Genomic DNA, 15,615 nt, shown 5'->3' on the forward strand with positions numbered 1-15,615 from the left:
GGGCTTACCGGAAGTAACCCGTGAGTAAGTTACGTGGCGGTAACGATTGAACAATGGTCAGTCCGGCGGGTGTCGGTGCGGGCGGCGCCGTACCGGTCCGGCAGGGTTCAGCCGGTCTGCGGGGCTCCGGCGGCGGCGCTCTTGGCCTGCCACTGCTCCCAGGTGAGGTTCCACTCGCCGTAGCCGTTGCCGATGTCCGGATTGCCCTTGGAGCCCTGGCCCGCGACCTCGAACGGGTCGCCCGCCTGGGACGCCGCGAAGAAGGCCTTGGCCTCCTCGTCACTCATGCCCACGCAGCCGGAACTGGTGTTGGCGCGGCCGAAGTTGGCGGTGTTCCACGGGGCGGCGTGCACGTACATGCCCGACCAGGTCAGCCGGATCGAGTACTCGACCATCTTGTCGTAGGAGTCGCCCAGGCCCACCGTCTGGGAGTCCATCCGGATGGTGCCCTCCTTCGCCATCATCACCATCTTCCCGTCCCAGGAAGCCTTCTTCCCGCCGGGAGTGCCCGCCGAGATCGCAGTGGTGCCGACGGACTGGCCGTTCTCGGTGACCGTCATCCTCTTCGAGTCGAGGTCCACCTTCACCCGGCGGTCCTTGCCGATCTTGAACTCGGTGTTGTAGTCCTTGACGAACATCCCGCCGCCGGGGCCGGAGTCGACGCCGTTCAGGTTCATCTGGACCTTCACGTCGGTGCCGGACTTCCAGTACTCCTTGGGTCGCCAGTCCACCCGGTCCTTGCCCGAGTAGTCCTTGATCCAGCCCCAGGAACCCACGGTGTTGTCCGAGGTGGTGACCTTCAGCTGCTTCTCGACCGCGGCCTTGTCCTTCACCGGGTTGTCGAAGACGATCGAGACCGGCATGGCCACACCCACAGTGCTGCCCTTGGGGATGTTGATCGAGACCTTGTTCACCTGGTCGGGCGCCGAGGTCTTGAACGCCGTCGTGGCGCTCTGGCTGTCCGTGTTCTGGGCCTCGACCTTGTAGTCGGCCGAGGGCAGGGCGTTGGCCTGCGAGGTCCAGGTCTTCCCGTCGGCGGATATCTGGCCGGCCAGTTCACCGCCCTTGGCGTCCGTCACCTTCACCGTCGCGAGTTTTCCGTCGGCGATCGTCACGGTCACCGGCCGGCCCGCCTTGACCTGGTCGCCGGTCAGGTTCACCGAGACCGCCATGTCCGGCTTCTGCTTCATCTCGGACTTGGCTGTGCCGCCCGAAGCAGCGCCCCCACCGCAGGCGGCCAGCGAGGCGGCCAGCAGTGCGGTGCCGGCCGCCACGGCGGTGCGGCTGCGTACAGAGAAGACCCGGCGTGTGCGGCTCAACGAAAACCCCTCCGAAGTAATGATCGTGCGCAAAAGGAGATGCGAACGGAACGACTCTAGGTTGCGGGAGATTCGGAAAAGATCAGGATTCCCCTTGTGACATACACCGCAGCGATACGGTCATCGTCCGGTCACAATCGCCGCGCACTGCCGTCATGGACAGCTGTGAGAGTCCTGTGCATCCACCGATTTGGACGTACAGGAAGGCCGGTCAGCCGTGTGCGCACTGCTCGTGACCCCCACCCAGCAGGACCAGACCCGAAGCCGCGGCGAGGGGCTCACGGTGCGCTCCCTGTCCGTTCCGGAATATCGGGGATTCCTTTCCCGGCACGGCCGGGCCAGCTTTCTCCAGTACCCGTCGTGGGGCAGCGTAAAGGACCTTTGGCGATCGGAAAGGGTCGGATGGCACTGTCCCGGCGGTGAGATAGAAGGTGCCGGGCTCGTTCTCTACCGTCAATTCCCGGGTACCCGCAAATACTTCGCCTACCTGCCCGAGGGGCCCGTCGCCGACTGGGCCGACCCCGACATCGACCGCTGGCTGACCCCCCTCAAGAACCACCTCAGGGCCTCCGGCGCCTTCGCCGTCCGCATCGGGCCCACCCCCGCCTACCGCCGCTGGGACGCGGCCACCGCCAAGTCGGGCACCGGACCGGGCCGGCAGATCTCCGACGTGCTCGCCACCGAGGTGGACCCGGTCGGCGCCGCGCTCGCCGACCGGCTGCGCACCCGCGGCTGGAAGCGCTGCGGCGGCGAGGACGACGGCGACGCCCAGCCGCGCCACGTCTTCCGCGTCCCGCTCGCCGGGCGCACCCTCGACGAGCTGTGGTCCGGCCTGAACCAGGAGTGGCGGCGCAATGTGCGCAAGGCCACCAAGGCGGGGGTCGAGACGGTGATCGCAACCGCTGCCGAGCTGCCCGAGTTCTACCGGCTGTTGCGCATCACCGAGGAACGCGACGGCTTCGAGCTCGGCCGCTCGCTCTCGTACTACCAGCAGCAGTACGAGGTCCTCAACGCCGAGGAGCCGGGCCGCATGCGCCTCTACCTGGGCATTCACCAGGGCGAGATCCTCGCCGCGCACACCATGATCGTGGCCGGCAGCCGGGTCTGGTACCAGACCGGCGCCTCCGCCGACCACCGCCGCGAGGTCCGCCCCAGCAACGCCCTTCAGTGGCGCATGATGTGCGACGCACATGCCCTCGGAGCGGACGAATACGACATGCGCGGGGTACCCTCCACCCTCGACCCCGACGAACGCTCCTTCGGGCTGCTGCGCTGGAAGCTCGGCACCGGCGGAGAGCTCGTCGAAACCCTCGGCGAGTGGGAGACCTCCATGGACGGATGCGCCAACACGGCCCTCTACAAGGCGTTCCAGGCGTACATGGCCCGCCGGTGACCCTCGCAGACCCCAGGGCGGCCGACACCCAGGCCGCGACCGAGCCCGCCGCCGACCGCGCGGCACCGAGGAAGAACTCGGTGCTGCGCAGCGGCGCGCTCATGGCCGCCGGCTCGATCGTCTCCCGCGCCACCGGCTTCGTACGCACCGCCGTGATCGGCGCCGCCCTCGGCACCACGCTGCTCGGCGACGGCTACGCGGTCGCCAACACCGTCCCGAACATCCTGTACATCCTGCTCATCGGCGGCGCCCTCAACGCCGTGTTCGTCCCCGAGCTGGTCCGCGCCGCCAAGGAGCACGAGGACGGCGGAGCCGCCTACACCGACCGGCTGCTCACCGTCTGCACGGCCGCGCTCGTGGTCCTCACCGCGGCCGCCGTCCTGGCCGCCCCGCTGATCGTCTCGGCGTACACCGGCTACAGCGGGGACCAGCAGTCCGCCACCGTGGCCCTGGCCCGGTACTGCCTCCCGCAGATCCTCTTCTACGGGCTGTTCACCCTGCTCGGACAGGTACTCAACGCCCGCGGCCGGTTCGGCGCGATGATGTGGACCCCAGTCCTCAACAACCTCGTCGTCATCGCCGTCTTCGGGCTCTTCCTCTCCGTCTCGCACGGCTCCGGCGGCGCGTTCAGCGACTCCGACACCCGGCTGCTGGGCATCGGCACCACCGCCGGCATCGTCGTCCAGGCCCTCGGCCTGATCCCCCCGCTGCGCGCCGCCCGCTTCCGCTGGCGCCCCCGCTTCGACTGGCACGGCAGCGGACTGGCCCGCCCGCTGCGCAACGCCGGCTGGCTCGTCCTGCTCGTCCTGAGCAACCAGCTCGCCTACTGGGTCGTGACCCGCCTCTCCACCTCCACCGGGGAGCGCGCCGTGGCCGAAGGCCTCGCGGGCGGCGCCGGGTACATCGCCTACAGCAACGCCTACCTGCTGTGGATGGTCCCGCAGGGCATCATCACCGTCTCCCTCGTCACCGCCCTCATGCCCCGCATGAGCGCCGCCGCCACCGACGGCGACCTCGGACGCGTGCGCGCGGACGTCTCCTACGCCCTGCGCTCCAGCGCCGCCCTCGTCGTCCCGGCCGCGGCCCTCTTCGCGGCCCTGGCGCCCTGGGTGATCGGCAGCGTCTTCGAGTACGGGCGCACCGGCCCCGCGGACGTAGCCGTCATGGCCGGCATGCTCACGGCCTTCGCGCCCGGCCTGATCGCCTACTCCGCGCAGTACGTGCTCTCCCGCGGCTTCTACGCCCTGTCCGACACCCGGACCCCCTTCTTCCTCAACCTGGTCATCGCGGCCCTCAACGCCGCCCTCTCGGCCGCCGCCTATCTCCTGCTGCCGCCGCGCTGGGCGGTCACGGGCATGGCCGCGGCCTGCTCGATCGCCTTCACGGCGGGCGCCGTCGTCACCGCCCGCACCCTCGCCCGGCGACTGGGCCCGCGCACGGGGACCCGTACGCAGCGCAGGAACACAGCCGTACGGACCCACCTGCGGCTCCTCGCCGTGTGCGCCCCGGCGGCCGTCGCCGGGTACGCCGCCGCGCGCTCCGTCGACCGGTTCGGGAATCTCGCCGGGGCCGCGGCGGGAACCGCGGTGATCGTCCTCGTCGTCGTACTCCTCGCCCGCCCGCTGCGAGTCACGGAGATCACCGACCTGCTGGACTCCGTACGACGCAAAACCGGCCGCTAGCCGGTCCCCCTTCCGGCCGCCCGAATCGGCCGAATGGGGGAGGGGACCGTTCGATCACCCTGGAATACTGACCCGATGCCACGCGTACTGCTGATCGAGGACGACCCTTCCATCAGAGAGGGCGTGGGCCTCGGCCTGCGCCGCCGGGGCCACGAGGTGAGCGCCGCCGAGACCGGCGAGGCAGGGCTCGGCCTCATGGCGAGCTTCCACCCCGAACTGGTCCTGCTCGATCTCATGCTGCCCGGCATCAACGGCGTCCAGGTCTGCCGCCGGATCCGCGAGACCAGCCAGGTCCCGATCATCATGCTCACCGCACGCGGCGACGACTTCGACATAGTCGTCGGCCTGGAGGCCGGAGCCGACGACTACATCGTCAAACCCGCCCGCACCGAGGTCATAGAAGCCCGCATCAAGGCCGTGCTGCGCCGCCTCACCGAGCCCGCCGGCGGCCGCCCCGAGGTGGAGTTCCACGGCGAGCTGCTCATCGACCGCTCCGGCCTCACCGTCGCCAAGAACGGCGTGCGCGTCCCCCTGGCCCCCAGCGAGATCAAGCTCCTGCTGCACCTGTCGGCCTCGCCCGAGCAGGTCTTCTCCCGCCAACAGCTCCTCGAATACGTGTGGGAGCACAGCTACCACGCCGACGCCCGGCTGGTGGACGCCTGCGTACGCCGCCTGCGCACCAAGATCGAGGACCCGGACGACACCCCCCGCTACATCCAGACCGTGCGCGGCTTCGGCTACCGCTTCGGTCCCCTGTAAGCGGCGCGCATGAGACGTTTCACACCGCTCGGCCTGCGCACCCGGCTGATCGCCGCCTTCCTGCTCGTCGCCGCCATCTGCGCGGTGACCACGGCCGCGCTCACCTACCAGCAGGCCCGCAACGCGATCCTCAAGCAGAGCCAGGACACCGCCGTCAGCACCCTGCGCGACCTGGTCGACTCCCAGTACACCCAGCTGCCCATGGGCCAGGCCGAGCTCGCGCGGCTCGTCGGGGAGCTGGGCAAGCGCGGCCAGCCGCACCCCTGGATCGTCTACGGGGAGTACGGAAAACTGCGCGCCAGCTCGAACCAGGGCGGCGCGCTCACCTCCCCCTCCATCAGCGAGAAGCTCCGCAGCCAGGTGAGCGCCCACCCGCACGGAGCCTTCCAGCGCACGGAGGACCGCAGCGGCAACCTCTCCCTCGTCGTCGGCATGCCGGCCGTCTTCAAGTACAAGGAGTCCTACGAGACCACCGGCGCGGTCTTCTACGCGGTCGTGCCCCTGGAATCGGAACAGACCACCGTGGAGGCCATGGTCGCCGCCGCCAGACGGGGCGCCGTACCGGGCCTGGCGATCTCCGTGATCCCCGCCCTGCTCGCGGCGCGCAGCGTGCTGAGGCCCGTACGGGACATGCGCAAGGCCGCCCAGCGGCTGGGCCGCGGCCGGCTCGACACCCGCATCGAGGTGCGCGGCGCCGATGAACTCGCCGGACTCGCCCGCACCTTCAACGAGACGGCCCGGGCCCTCGAACAGTCGGTCAGCGAGCTCCGGGAGGCCGAGGCCCGGGCACGCCGGTTCGCCGCCGACGTCTCCCACGAACTGCGCACCCCGCTCGCCGGGATGCTCGCGGTCACCGAGGTCCTGGACGAGGACGCCGAGGAGCTCGACGCCGACACCGCCAAGGCGCTGCGCCTGATCAGCGCCGAGACCGGGAAACTCGCCGTGCTCGTCGAGGACCTCATGGAGATCTCCCGCTTCGACGCCCGCGCCGCCGAGCTCAACCTCGACGAGGTCGACGTCGCCGAGACCGTCACCAAGACGCTGGAACGCCGCCACTGGACCGACGGCCGGGTCAGCACCGACCTGCCCCCGGACATCCGTGCCCGGCTCGACCCCCGCCGTTTCGACGTGGTCCTCGCCAACCTCGTGGGCAACGCCCTCAAACACGGCGGGGCCCCGGTCCGCGTCGGCGTCCGCACCGAGACCCGGCCCGAGGGCGAGCGGCTGCTGGTCGAGGTCGCCGACAGCGGCCCCGGCATCGCCCCCGAGGTGCTGCCGCACATATTCGACCGGTTCTTCAAGGCCGACGCGGCCCGCACCCGCTCCACGGGCAGCGGGCTGGGCCTGGCCATCACCTTGGAGAACGTCCGCCTGCACGGCGGCACCCTGCACGCGGCCAACGGCCCCGGCGGCGGAGCCCTCTTCACCCTCGACATGCCGCTGGAGGCCCGCGTATGAACCGGGTGCGCACGACCGTGGCCGCGGCCGCGCTGACCGTCCCGCTGCTGCTCGCCACCGGCTGCGGCATCGCCACCACCGGGGTCATCGAGAGCGGCAGCGCCGGTACCGTGAAACTGGCCACCGCGCCGGACCCGGGCCTGCTCTACTTCATCGCGCCGGGCGGCGCACTCGTCCCGGTGCCCGTCTCCGACCGGATGCAGCGGCCGGACATCGGCTTCACGATCGGGATGCTGCTGGAGGGCCCGAACGAGGCCGCGCGGGAGGCCGGACTGACCACCGAGATACCGGCGTTGGGGACCAGGGCCGGCGCCTACCCGTTCACCAGGTTCGACGGCACCGACGGCAAGCCCGTCGAGGTGCGGCTGCCCATCCCGGTCGGGCCGCTGTCCGGACCGGCCCGCCGCCAACTGGCGTGCACGGCCATCGCGGCGGTGCACACGTCGGCGACGCCCGACGTGCTCCTCGTGGGCCCCGAGGGCGAGGAGCGGCGCGCCACGTGCCAGGTAGAGCCGGAGGGCTGAGCCGGGGCCGGGACGCCGGGTACGGCTGACCGGGCACCGCCCGCCGGGGCACGGCTGACCCGGCACCGCTCGCCCGGGCACGGCTGACCCGGGCCGGGGCGCCCCGGCCCCGCGGGGCCCCTTGCGGGCCGGGCCGCTCCCCGCCACGGTGTGGCGCATGGACCAAGGACCGGCCCCCGATGTCTTCGACCCGCGCCTCTACGCCGAAGGCGTCCCGTACGCGCGCTACCGCCTGCTGCGCGACCACCGCCCGGTGGCCTGGCAGAGCGAGCCGGAGGTGCTCGGCTGGCCCGCCGGCCCCGGCTTCTGGGCCGTCACCCGGCACGCCGACGTGGTCCGGGTCCTGCGCGACCACCGCACGTACTCTTCCCACCTGGGCGCCACCCAGATCCGCGACCCCGATCCGGCCGACCTGCCCTTCCTGCGGCGCACCATGCTCAACCAGGATCCCCCCGAGCACGGGACCCTGCGCCGGACCGTGGCCCGCGCCTTCACCCCGGCCCGCGTCGACGCCTTCGCCGCCAGGGTCCGCGACCGCGCCCGTACGCTGCTGCGCGCCGCCCGCGACGGCGCCGAGGACGGGGCCGCCGACCTGGTGCGCTGCGTCACCGACGAGTACGCCCTGCTGAACCTCACCGATCTGCTGGGCATCCCGGCCGCCGACCGGGGGCTGCTGCTGGAGTGGACCGTACGGATCATCGGCTACCAGGACGCCGAGGACGCTCCCGCGCCGCGGCTCGGCCCGGACGGGAAGCCGCTGAACCCGCGCTCGCCCGCGCTCCTCGGCGAGATGTTCGCGTACGCCCGCGAACTGGCCGCGCACAAGCGGGCCCACCCCGGCGACGACGTCATGACCGCCCTCGCGCTCGCCGGACTCCAGGAGGCGGAGCTGGAGATGTTCTTCTTCCTGCTCACCGTCGCGGGCAACGACACCGTGCGCTCCGCCGCACCCGGCGGCCTGCTCGCCCTGGCCCGCGACCCGGGCGCCTACGCCGAACTCGCCGCCGGCCGGGCCCCGGTGGACCGGGCCGTCGAGGAACTCCTGCGCGTCCACCCGCCGGTGCTGAGCTTTCGCCGCACCGCCGCCGCCGACACCGAACTCGCCGGGCAGCCGATCCGGGCCGGTGACAAGGTGGTGGTCTTCCACGCTTCCGCCAACCACGACGAGCGGGTCTTCACCGACCCCGGCCGCCTCGACCTCGGCCGCGCCCCCAACCCGCACGTCTCCTTCGGGGACGGCCCGCACGTCTGCCTCGGCGCGCATTTCGCGCGGCTGCAGCTGCGCGTCCTCTACGAGGAGTGGCGCGCCCTCATGCCCGCACCGGAACTGGCGGGACCGCCGCGCCGGTTGGTGTCCAACTTCATCAACGGGATCACACGGCTGCCACTGCGGGTGTCCGGGCCGGGCCGGTGACATCGGCGACCAGCTCCGTCACATCGGGGCCGTAGGCGTCGGAATTGACCACCTTCAGCAGGATGCAGAAGGAGTCGTTGCCGTAGGCCCCGGCCAGCCTCCGGTGGTGCTTGGCCAGATAGCGGGCCGCCGCCTGATTGCTGATCGCGGTCTGGCCGCACAGCAGGAACACCGGCCGGGAGCCCTGCCCGGTCGTCAGCCGCGCCAGCAGCACGTACTCGACGAGGCCCTTCTGCCAGCGGTACGTCTCCCCGCCGACGGTGATGGCCCCGCGGTCCGGTACGGGCTCGCTGGAGACGAGGATCCGTACCCCGGGGAGCATGGAGGCCAGATGCGCCGTCGTACGGGCATTGGAGGGCGGCCCGCCCACACAGAACTCCGCCCGCTCGCCGAAGCCCTGGCGGGCCCCGTCGTGGGTGACGATCTGGACGTTCGCCCCGCAGTCCTTGATCAGGGCGGATATCTCCAGCAGGGCGAAGGCGTCGTTGCGGTGCAGCGAGGAATCGGTGCCGCCCATCTGCCGGTTGACCACGAACAGGCAGTCGGAACCGGTCGGCAGCCCGAAGAAGCCCTGCTTGCGGCGCAGCGCGCGGCGCCAGAGATAGGTCCGGGAGAACCAGCCGAAGCCGCCGCTGACGGCGGTGGCCACCACCCCCAGCACGATGTTGCGCACGTCGTCGTTCATGGCGCGGATGTTAACCCGCAGGGGGCATTCCTGACGCGGAGGGTGCGTGGAAGTTAAAGTGCCGGACTCAGGCCTGGGCCAGGGGGGCTGACAGGCCGTCGACTGGAGGTACGGATGCGTCGTCCCGCCGCAGCACGTCAATTAGCGCTCCTCGCACTCGCCGGTGCGCTCGTCTCCACCGGAGCGGCCGCCCCGCCGGCGGCCGACGGGACTCCCGCGAAGGTGCCGGTCGCCACCGGTTACGGCGGGGCCGTGGCCAGCGTCGACGCGGATGCGAGTGCGGCCGGCATCGCCGTCCTGCGTTCAGGCGGCAACGCCGTGGACGCCGCCGTCGCGACGGCCGCCGCGCTCGGGGTCACCGAGCCGTACTCCGCCGGCATCGGCGGGGGCGGCTACTTCGTGTACTACGACGCCCGCTCCGGCCGGGTGCGCACCATCGACGGCCGCGAAACCGCCCCCGCGACCGCCACCGCCACCCTGTTCCAGGAGAACGGCCTGCCGATCCCCTTCGCCGAGGGCCAGACCAGCGGCCTCGGCGTCGGAGTCCCCGGCACTCCGGCGACCTGGCAGAGCGCGCTCGACGCCTGCGGCACCCGTCCGCTCCGCCAACTCCTGCGTCCCGCCGAGAAGCTGGCCCGCGACGGCTTCACCGTGGACGACACCTTCCGGTCCCAGACCGCGCTCAACGAGGCCCGGTTCCGGGACTTCCCGGACACCTCGGAACTCTTCCTGCCCGGCGGGGTCCTCCCGGTGGTCGGCTCCACCTTCAAGAACCCCGACCTGGCCGCCACGTACGCCGAGCTCGGCCGCAAGGGTACGGGCGCGCTCTACCGGGGCCCGCTGGCCGAGGACATCGTCCAGGCCGTGCGCACGCCCCCGGTGGACCCGGCCGCCACCCGTGTGGTGCGCCCCGGCGATCTGACCACCGGGGACCTGCGCGCGTACGCGACCAAGCGGCAGGACCCGACCCGGGTCGGCTACCGCGGCCTGGACGTCTACAGCATGGCCCCGTCCTCCTCCGGCGGCACCACCGTCGGAGAGGCGCTGAACATCCTTGAGCGCACCGACCTCGGCTCGCTCTCCGAAGCCCAGTACCTGCACCGCTTCATCGAGGCCTCCCGGATCTCCTTCGCCGACCGCGGCCGCTGGGTCGGTGACCCGGCCGCCGAGGACGTGCCCACGCGGGAGCTGCTCTCGCAGCGGTACGCCGATGCGCGCGGCTGCCTCATCGACCCGGGCAAGGCGCTGACCAGCCCGCTGGCTCCGGGCGATCCGCGCCACCCGGTCGCCTGCGGCGCCGCCGGGCAGGCCGCCCCGACCACGTACGAGGGGGAGAACACCACGCACCTGACGGTCGCCGACCGCTGGGGCAATGTGGTCTCCTACACGCTGACCATCGAGTCGACCGGCGGCAGCGGCATCACCGTCCCCGGACGCGGCTTCCTGCTCAACAACGAGCTGACCGACTTCTCCTTCGCCCCGGCGGCCCCCGGCGTCCCCGACCCCAACCTGCCGGGACCCGGCAAACGGCCGCGCTCGTCGATGTCCCCGACCATCGTGCTGGAGGACGGACGCCCGGTGCTGGCGGTGGGCTCCCCGGGCGGGGCGACCATCATCACCACGGTGCTCCAGACCCTGACCGGACACCTGGACCGCGGGCTGCCGCTGGCCGAGGCCATTGCCGCGCCGCGGGCCAGCCAGCGCAACCAGACCACCACCGAGCTGGAACCGGGCCTGTGGGACAGCCCGGTCCGCGCCGAGCTGGAGGCCCTCGGCCAGGGCTTCCGGCAGAACCCGGAGATCGGCGCGGCCACCGGCGTGCAGCGGCTGCCCGACGGGCGCTGGCTGGCCGCGGCCGAGAAGACCCGGCGGGGCGGCGGCTCGGCGATGGTGGTGCACCCGCACGGGAAGCCGTAGATCCGGGCGGGGACGCTCGGGAGACCGCCTACAGGGCGGTGAGGATCCGCGGGCCGGCGGCGGTGATCGCGACCGTGTGCTCGGCGTGCGCGGCGCGGGTGCCGTCGACGGTCCGCAGGGTCCAGCCGTCCGCGTCGCAGGCGTAGTCGTCCGTGCCGCCCGCGATCAGCATCGGCTCGATCGCGATCACCATGCCGGCGCGCAGCTTCGTACCCTGTCCGGCCGGGCCCTCGTTGGGCACGCCCGGCTCCTCGTGCATGGAGCGCCCGATGCCGTGGCCGCCGAAGCCGTCGGGGATGCCGTACCCGGCGGCGCGGCAGACGTTGCCGATGGCGTGGGCGATGTCGCCGACGCGGTTGCCGGGCCGTGCCGCGGCGATGCCCGCGGCGAGGGCGGCCTCGGCGGTCTCGATGAGCCGCAGGTCGGCGGGGCGGGCCCGGCCCACGGTGAAGCTCACGGCCGCGTCGCCGACCCAGCCGTCCAGTTTCGCGCCGCAGTCGATGCTGACCAGGTCGCCGTCGCGCAGCCGGTAGCCGTCGGGGATGCCGTGCACGATCGCGTCGTTGACCGAGGCGCAGATGACGGCAGGGAAGGGGACCGGCGCGAACCGGGGCCGGTAGCCGAGGAAGGGCGAGCTCGCGCCGGCCTCGCGGAGCACTTCGCGGGCGGCTCGGTCGAGCTCGAGCAGGGACACTCCCACGTCGGCCAGGTCCCGGACGGAGGCGAGGGCGTGTGCGACCACGCGGCCGGCGGCGCGCATCTGGTCGATCGATCGGTCTGTCTTCAGTTCCATCATGCCAATAACTATACCGGTATAACTGTAACGGGATAATTATTGGGGTCCGGGGTAGAGTGGAGGCATGGTCCGTACCCCCCTCACCCCCGAAGAGCGCGAGCGCGGCGAGCGTCTGGGCGCCATGTTGCGCACGGCCCGCGGCGCTCGCAGCATGGTCGAGGTCGCGGCCAGCGCCGGGCTCTCCGCCGAAACCCTCCGCAAGATCGAGACCGGCCGGGCCCCGACCCCGGCCTTCTTCACCGTCGCCGCCCTCGCCGGGGCCCTCGGGCTCTCCCTGGACGAAGTGCTGCGGGGCTGCGCCCTCGTACCCGTGTGAGACCCGGGGGAGCGTGCGGGCCGCGGCCGTTCGGCCGCCGGGCCCGCCGTTCGGCATGTCCTCAGGGCGGGCCCGGCGGGCCCGGCGGGCCGAACGGCCCAATCGGCGGTGGGAGTCCTGCGGCGCGGGGCAAGCGTGAAGGCGTGTCGGACATGAACGCATCCGTATCCGAGCGACTCGGCCTCGGAATCCTGGGCGCCCTCCTCGCGGGCGGCCTGCTGCTCGCGGCATGCGCCGCCCCCGAGGCCCAGGCCGAGGGCCCGGGCGAGGTGGTGTTCCACCACCCGGGCGTCGTCTTCAGCCACACCCGCGACCGGGGCGTCGCCGTCACCTACACCCGCTTCCAGCGGGACCGCGGTCCTGCCTCGACGAACGGCAGGACGCGATCGCCGCGTACACCCACGCCCTGCTGTGGTCGGTGAACGGCAAGACGTCCACGCCCGCAAGGCCGCACGGATCGTGGACGGCTGGTCGGCCGTGATGAAGCGCCACGTCGAGGACGACGCCGGACTCCAGGCCGCCTGTTCCGGCTCCACCTCGGCACGGGCCGCCGAGACCATCCGTCCGGGAGGACGACCTGTTCGTGGCGCGGGAGACCCTCACGCACGGGCGGCCGGCTCCGGCGCAGGCCCTACTGGGTGACCCGCGCCGCGTAGGGTCGGGCGCATGATGATCGAGGAGCTGGGCAGAGCGAAGTACGTCAGTCTCACCACCTTCCGCAAGGACGGCACGGCGGTGGCCACGCCGGTGTGGGCGGTGGCGGAGGGCGACGAGCTGTACGTGTGGACGCGCAGCGACTCGTGGAAGGTGAAGCGGATCCGCAACAACGCACAGGTCACCGTCGTGGCGTGTGACGTACGCGGGCGGGTGGCCGAGGGGGCCGTGGCGGTCGAGGCGGAGGCACGCCTGCTGGACGTGGCGGGGCTGAAGGGGGTGCGGAAGCTGCTGCTGCGCAAGTACACCTGGCAGTTCTGGCTGCTGGACGTGCCGGCCACCGTGTTCCGTCGCGGCGAGCGGCCTCACACCGCGATCGCGGTCAGGCTCGCCCCGCCCGCCGCCAAGCTTTGAGACTCCTGTAGCCCGCCCGTAACACGGATGGGATCCAATGCGGGGATGGAGACCGCGACTTCGCAGGTGATTGGCCAACTCTCCGGATACATGCGGGGATTGACGCAGCGACTGAATCCCGGGGCGGGCTGGTACGGGGAGTTCCTGCGGCGGGACCCCGAAGGGATGCGGGCCTGTCTGGCCGGGGCCGCGATGCCTCCGTGGGACGTACTGGATTCACTGCTCACGGACTTGGCGGAAACGGTGGGCGCGGCGGCGCTCGCGCGGGAGACGCAGTACGCGGCCGGGCTGCGGACCGCGGCGGCCGGAGTCTGGGACCAGCTGCCGGGCGGTGTGGAAGAACTGCGCACGCTGCTCGCCTCGGCCGAGGAGCAGCAGGCGCGGGCCCAGGTGGCGCTGCGGGAGCTGTCGGCGCGGCTCGCGGAGACGGCCGACCCGGTGGAAGCGGAGGCCCTGTCCCGGGAACTCTCCTGGACCCGCGACGACGCCTCCCGCGCGACGGCCCGCCACACGGACCTGACGACCCGCCTGGAAGCGGCGGCCCCGGAGCCCGGCCGGTCCGGAGCCCGGCCGCCCGGATACCCGTCGCCGGGGAAGCCCGAACCCTTGAACGAAGTGCCCGCGCAGCGCTCCGCGGCATCGCCGGGGGCGCAGGCCCCGGAGCTCGACACGGTGCCTGCCGCGACATGGCCGGGTCCGCAGGACGGAATGCAGGACCCGACGCAGGGCCCAGCGCAGGAGGAAGCGCAGGACGGGGCCTGGGCTGCCACGTCGCCGGCTGCGCAGCAGGGATCACGGGCCATGGCGCCGGGCGGGGCATCGGTGGGGGCCCGGGCGGGGGTACAGGTTCCGGCGTGGGCGGAGGCGTCGAGGGGCGCGTCGATCGCGACGCCGGCCGGGGGGCAGGCAGGGGTGCAAGGTCCGGCCCCGGCCGGGGAGCAGGCTGGGGTTCAAGGGCCGGGGTGGGCCGGGGAGCAGTCAGGAGCTCAGGGTCCGGCGTGGGCCGGGGCGTCGGCGGGTGAGCGGGCTGCGGCGCCGGGGGGCGAGGAGGAGCCGGCCGGGCGGGCCGAGGGGCGGTGGCTGCGCGGTGCGCGGCGGACCGGCGGGGCCCGGTACGCGGGTGCGGCGGCGCCCGAAGCCCAGGCCGTCACCACACCACCGGGGCATCCGTCGTCCGCCACGCCCCTGCGCGGCGCCCGCTTCGGGAGGCCCGCCCGTCCGGCAGCCGAGCCCGCCCCGGCGGGGGAGCGGCTACCGGAACAGGGCGCCCCGTCCGGCGGGTCCGCTCGCCCGGGCCCCGCGTGGGAAGCCCGTCACGAGTCCCTCCGCGAAGGCTCCGGCGGGCCGCACCCGGCTCCGAGCGCGGGACATGCCCCCGCCCCCGGCAGCGGCCCCGCCCCCGACCCGGGGCCACGACTCCGCCGGCAGGGCGCGCCCACCCAGTGGCCGGACCCGGCCCGGGCCGCCGGCTCGTCCGTCAGGTCGGCCCCGTGGCAGGACTCCGACCCCTATGGCAATCCGCAGGGCGTGCCCGCCCAGTGGCCGGACCGGCTGCCGGCCGGGTCGGTCCCGTGGCAAGGCTCCGCCTCTGACGGCAGCTCGCAGGGCGTGCCTGCCCAGTGGCCGGACCCGCCCCATGGCGACGGCCGGTCCGGCGCGGGGGCCGGCCCCGGCACGCAAGGGACGTCATCGGCTTGGGATGGCTCCGCCCAAGGCCGAGGGGGTGGGTTAGTGGCGGGGCTCGTGGCGTTGCGGGGGCAGGGTCGGAGCGGGGAGGCGCATGCGCTGCTCTGCGAGGCCGCCGCCGGGCCCGCCGAGCGGCTGGCCGGGCTGGGGGAGGAGATGGGACGGGCCGGGCTGGCCGCGGACTGGGCCACCCTGCTCTGGGAGGCGGCCTCGCTGCCGCCCGCCCGGTTCGCCGCGGCCGCCGCCGCGCTCGGTCCGGCCGACCGCGACGCCTTGCTGCGTCAGGGTGTGGCCCGTCCGGCCGCCGAGATCGCCGAGGCTGCCCTCGTGCTCGCCGAGGCCGGACGGACCCGGGAGGCCGAGGCCCTGCTCGCGGCCTTCGTCCGGGTGCGCACCGCCGAGGAGTCGGTCCGGCTCGCCCGCCGGGACCCCGGGTGGTTCGTGCCCCGGCTGCTCCGCGCCGCCGAAGCCCTCTCGGGGGCTCATCACCGCGACCTGTTGCATGCACTTCGAGTCGCGAATCTGGCCGTCTCCTGACCGTAAACGACCGGGTGTCGACGTAACTTCTGCGTTTGCTGATCCACTACTCCAACCGCGC

At 72.9% G+C, this 15,615-nt stretch carries 14 protein-coding genes; 11 read left to right on the plus strand and 3 right to left on the minus strand.

The annotated features are described in order from the left end of the window. Positions 1-107 precede the first annotated feature (107 nt). Positions 108-1,319, minus strand: a complete 1,212-nt coding sequence (locus tag OTB20_RS21825) for a L,D-transpeptidase (RefSeq protein ID WP_267819845.1) — start codon at positions 1,317-1,319, stop codon at positions 108-110. A gap of 217 nt (positions 1,320-1,536) precedes the next feature. On the opposite strand from OTB20_RS21825, the gene OTB20_RS21830 reads away from it, so the two are divergent. The 6 genes from OTB20_RS21830 (at position 1,537) to OTB20_RS21855 (ending at position 8,549) form a co-directional block, all read left to right on the plus strand. Then, a complete protein-coding gene (locus OTB20_RS21830) occupies positions 1,537-2,712 on the plus strand; it encodes a lipid II:glycine glycyltransferase FemX (protein ID WP_420716452.1) in 1,176 nt (391 codons plus the stop codon). After that, positions 2,658-4,394 carry a murein biosynthesis integral membrane protein MurJ gene (gene murJ / locus OTB20_RS21835; RefSeq protein WP_267819846.1) on the plus strand — a complete coding sequence of 579 codons (1,737 nt, stop codon included), beginning with the start codon at positions 2,658-2,660 and terminating at the stop codon, positions 4,392-4,394. The genes OTB20_RS21830 and murJ overlap by 55 nt, the downstream gene beginning before the upstream one ends. 75 nt (positions 4,395-4,469) lie before the next feature. After that, positions 4,470-5,153, plus strand: a complete 684-nt coding sequence (locus OTB20_RS21840) for a response regulator transcription factor (protein ID WP_267757569.1) — start codon at positions 4,470-4,472, stop codon at positions 5,151-5,153. Between the two features lie 9 nt (positions 5,154-5,162). Then, complete coding sequence (locus OTB20_RS21845) at positions 5,163-6,611, plus strand: sensor histidine kinase (RefSeq protein WP_267819848.1); 1,449 nt, start codon at positions 5,163-5,165, stop codon at positions 6,609-6,611. Next, a complete protein-coding gene (locus OTB20_RS21850) occupies positions 6,608-7,135 on the plus strand; it encodes a hypothetical protein (RefSeq protein ID WP_267819849.1) in 528 nt (175 codons plus the stop codon). The genes OTB20_RS21845 and OTB20_RS21850 overlap by 4 nt, the downstream gene beginning before the upstream one ends. Before the next feature lie 157 nt (positions 7,136-7,292). After that, complete coding sequence (locus OTB20_RS21855; RefSeq protein ID WP_267819850.1) at positions 7,293-8,549, plus strand: cytochrome P450; 1,257 nt, start codon at positions 7,293-7,295, stop codon at positions 8,547-8,549. On the opposite strand, the gene OTB20_RS21860 is transcribed toward OTB20_RS21855, so the two are convergent. Next, a complete protein-coding gene (locus OTB20_RS21860) occupies positions 8,509-9,234 on the minus strand; it encodes a hypothetical protein (protein WP_267819852.1) in 726 nt (241 codons plus the stop codon). The two genes, OTB20_RS21855 and OTB20_RS21860, sit on opposite strands and share 41 nt — an antisense overlap. A gap of 114 nt (positions 9,235-9,348) precedes the next feature. On the opposite strand from OTB20_RS21860, the gene ggt reads away from it, so the two are divergent. Further along, positions 9,349-11,151, plus strand: coding sequence for a gamma-glutamyltransferase (gene ggt / locus OTB20_RS21865; protein ID WP_267819853.1), 1,803 nt, complete (start codon positions 9,349-9,351; stop codon positions 11,149-11,151). A 28-nt stretch (positions 11,152-11,179) separates the two neighbouring features. On the opposite strand, the gene map is transcribed toward ggt, so the two are convergent. Next, positions 11,180-11,947: a type I methionyl aminopeptidase gene (gene map, locus OTB20_RS21870; RefSeq protein ID WP_267819854.1), complete on the minus strand. Its 768-nt coding sequence runs from the start codon at positions 11,945-11,947 to the stop codon at positions 11,180-11,182. Positions 11,948-12,011: 64 nt separating this feature from the next. Between map and OTB20_RS21875 the strand changes: the two genes are divergently transcribed. From OTB20_RS21875 to OTB20_RS21890, 4 genes are all read left to right on the plus strand, one after another. Continuing rightward, positions 12,012-12,263 (plus strand): helix-turn-helix domain-containing protein, encoded by a 252-nt coding sequence (locus OTB20_RS21875; protein ID WP_267819855.1) that lies wholly within the window; start codon positions 12,012-12,014, stop codon positions 12,261-12,263. 152 nt (positions 12,264-12,415) lie between these two features. Further along, a complete protein-coding gene (locus OTB20_RS21880) occupies positions 12,416-12,685 on the plus strand; it encodes a hypothetical protein (protein WP_267819856.1) in 270 nt (89 codons plus the stop codon). A gap of 244 nt (positions 12,686-12,929) precedes the next feature. Continuing rightward, complete coding sequence (locus tag OTB20_RS21885) at positions 12,930-13,331, plus strand: PPOX class F420-dependent oxidoreductase (RefSeq protein ID WP_267819857.1); 402 nt, start codon at positions 12,930-12,932, stop codon at positions 13,329-13,331. Between the two features lie 99 nt (positions 13,332-13,430). After that, positions 13,431-15,554 carry a hypothetical protein gene (locus tag OTB20_RS21890; protein ID WP_267819858.1) on the plus strand — a complete coding sequence of 708 codons (2,124 nt, stop codon included), beginning with the start codon at positions 13,431-13,433 and terminating at the stop codon, positions 15,552-15,554. Positions 15,555-15,615: the final 61 nt, after the last annotated feature.

It is taken from the genome of Streptomyces sp. H27-H1 (assembly GCF_026627445.1).
Taxonomy (GTDB): Bacteria; Actinomycetota; Actinomycetes; order Streptomycetales; family Streptomycetaceae; genus Streptomyces.

Excerpts from the sequence above, each read along its gene's own strand:
- OTB20_RS21875 (WP_267819855.1), top strand. The coding sequence starts at position 12,012 with ATGGTCCGTACCCCCCTCACCCCCGAAGAGCGCGAGCGCGGCGAGCGT.
- OTB20_RS21855 (WP_267819850.1), top strand. The coding sequence starts at position 7,293 with ATGGACCAAGGACCGGCCCCCGATGTCTTCGACCCGCGCCTCTACGCC.
- OTB20_RS21880 (WP_267819856.1), top strand. The coding sequence starts at position 12,416 with ATGAACGCATCCGTATCCGAGCGACTCGGCCTCGGAATCCTGGGCGCC.
- OTB20_RS21845 (WP_267819848.1), top strand. The coding sequence starts at position 5,163 with ATGAGACGTTTCACACCGCTCGGCCTGCGCACCCGGCTGATCGCCGCC.
- murJ (WP_267819846.1), top strand. The coding sequence starts at position 2,658 with ATGCGCCAACACGGCCCTCTACAAGGCGTTCCAGGCGTACATGGCCCG.
- OTB20_RS21885 (WP_267819857.1), top strand. The coding sequence starts at position 12,930 with ATGATGATCGAGGAGCTGGGCAGAGCGAAGTACGTCAGTCTCACCACC.
- map (WP_267819854.1), bottom strand. The coding sequence starts at position 11,947 with ATGATGGAACTGAAGACAGACCGATCGATCGACCAGATGCGCGCCGCC.
- ggt (WP_267819853.1), top strand. The coding sequence starts at position 9,349 with ATGCGTCGTCCCGCCGCAGCACGTCAATTAGCGCTCCTCGCACTCGCC.
- OTB20_RS21850 (WP_267819849.1), top strand. The coding sequence starts at position 6,608 with ATGAACCGGGTGCGCACGACCGTGGCCGCGGCCGCGCTGACCGTCCCG.
- OTB20_RS21860 (WP_267819852.1), bottom strand. The coding sequence starts at position 9,234 with ATGAACGACGACGTGCGCAACATCGTGCTGGGGGTGGTGGCCACCGCC.
- OTB20_RS21840 (WP_267757569.1), top strand. The coding sequence starts at position 4,470 with ATGCCACGCGTACTGCTGATCGAGGACGACCCTTCCATCAGAGAGGGC.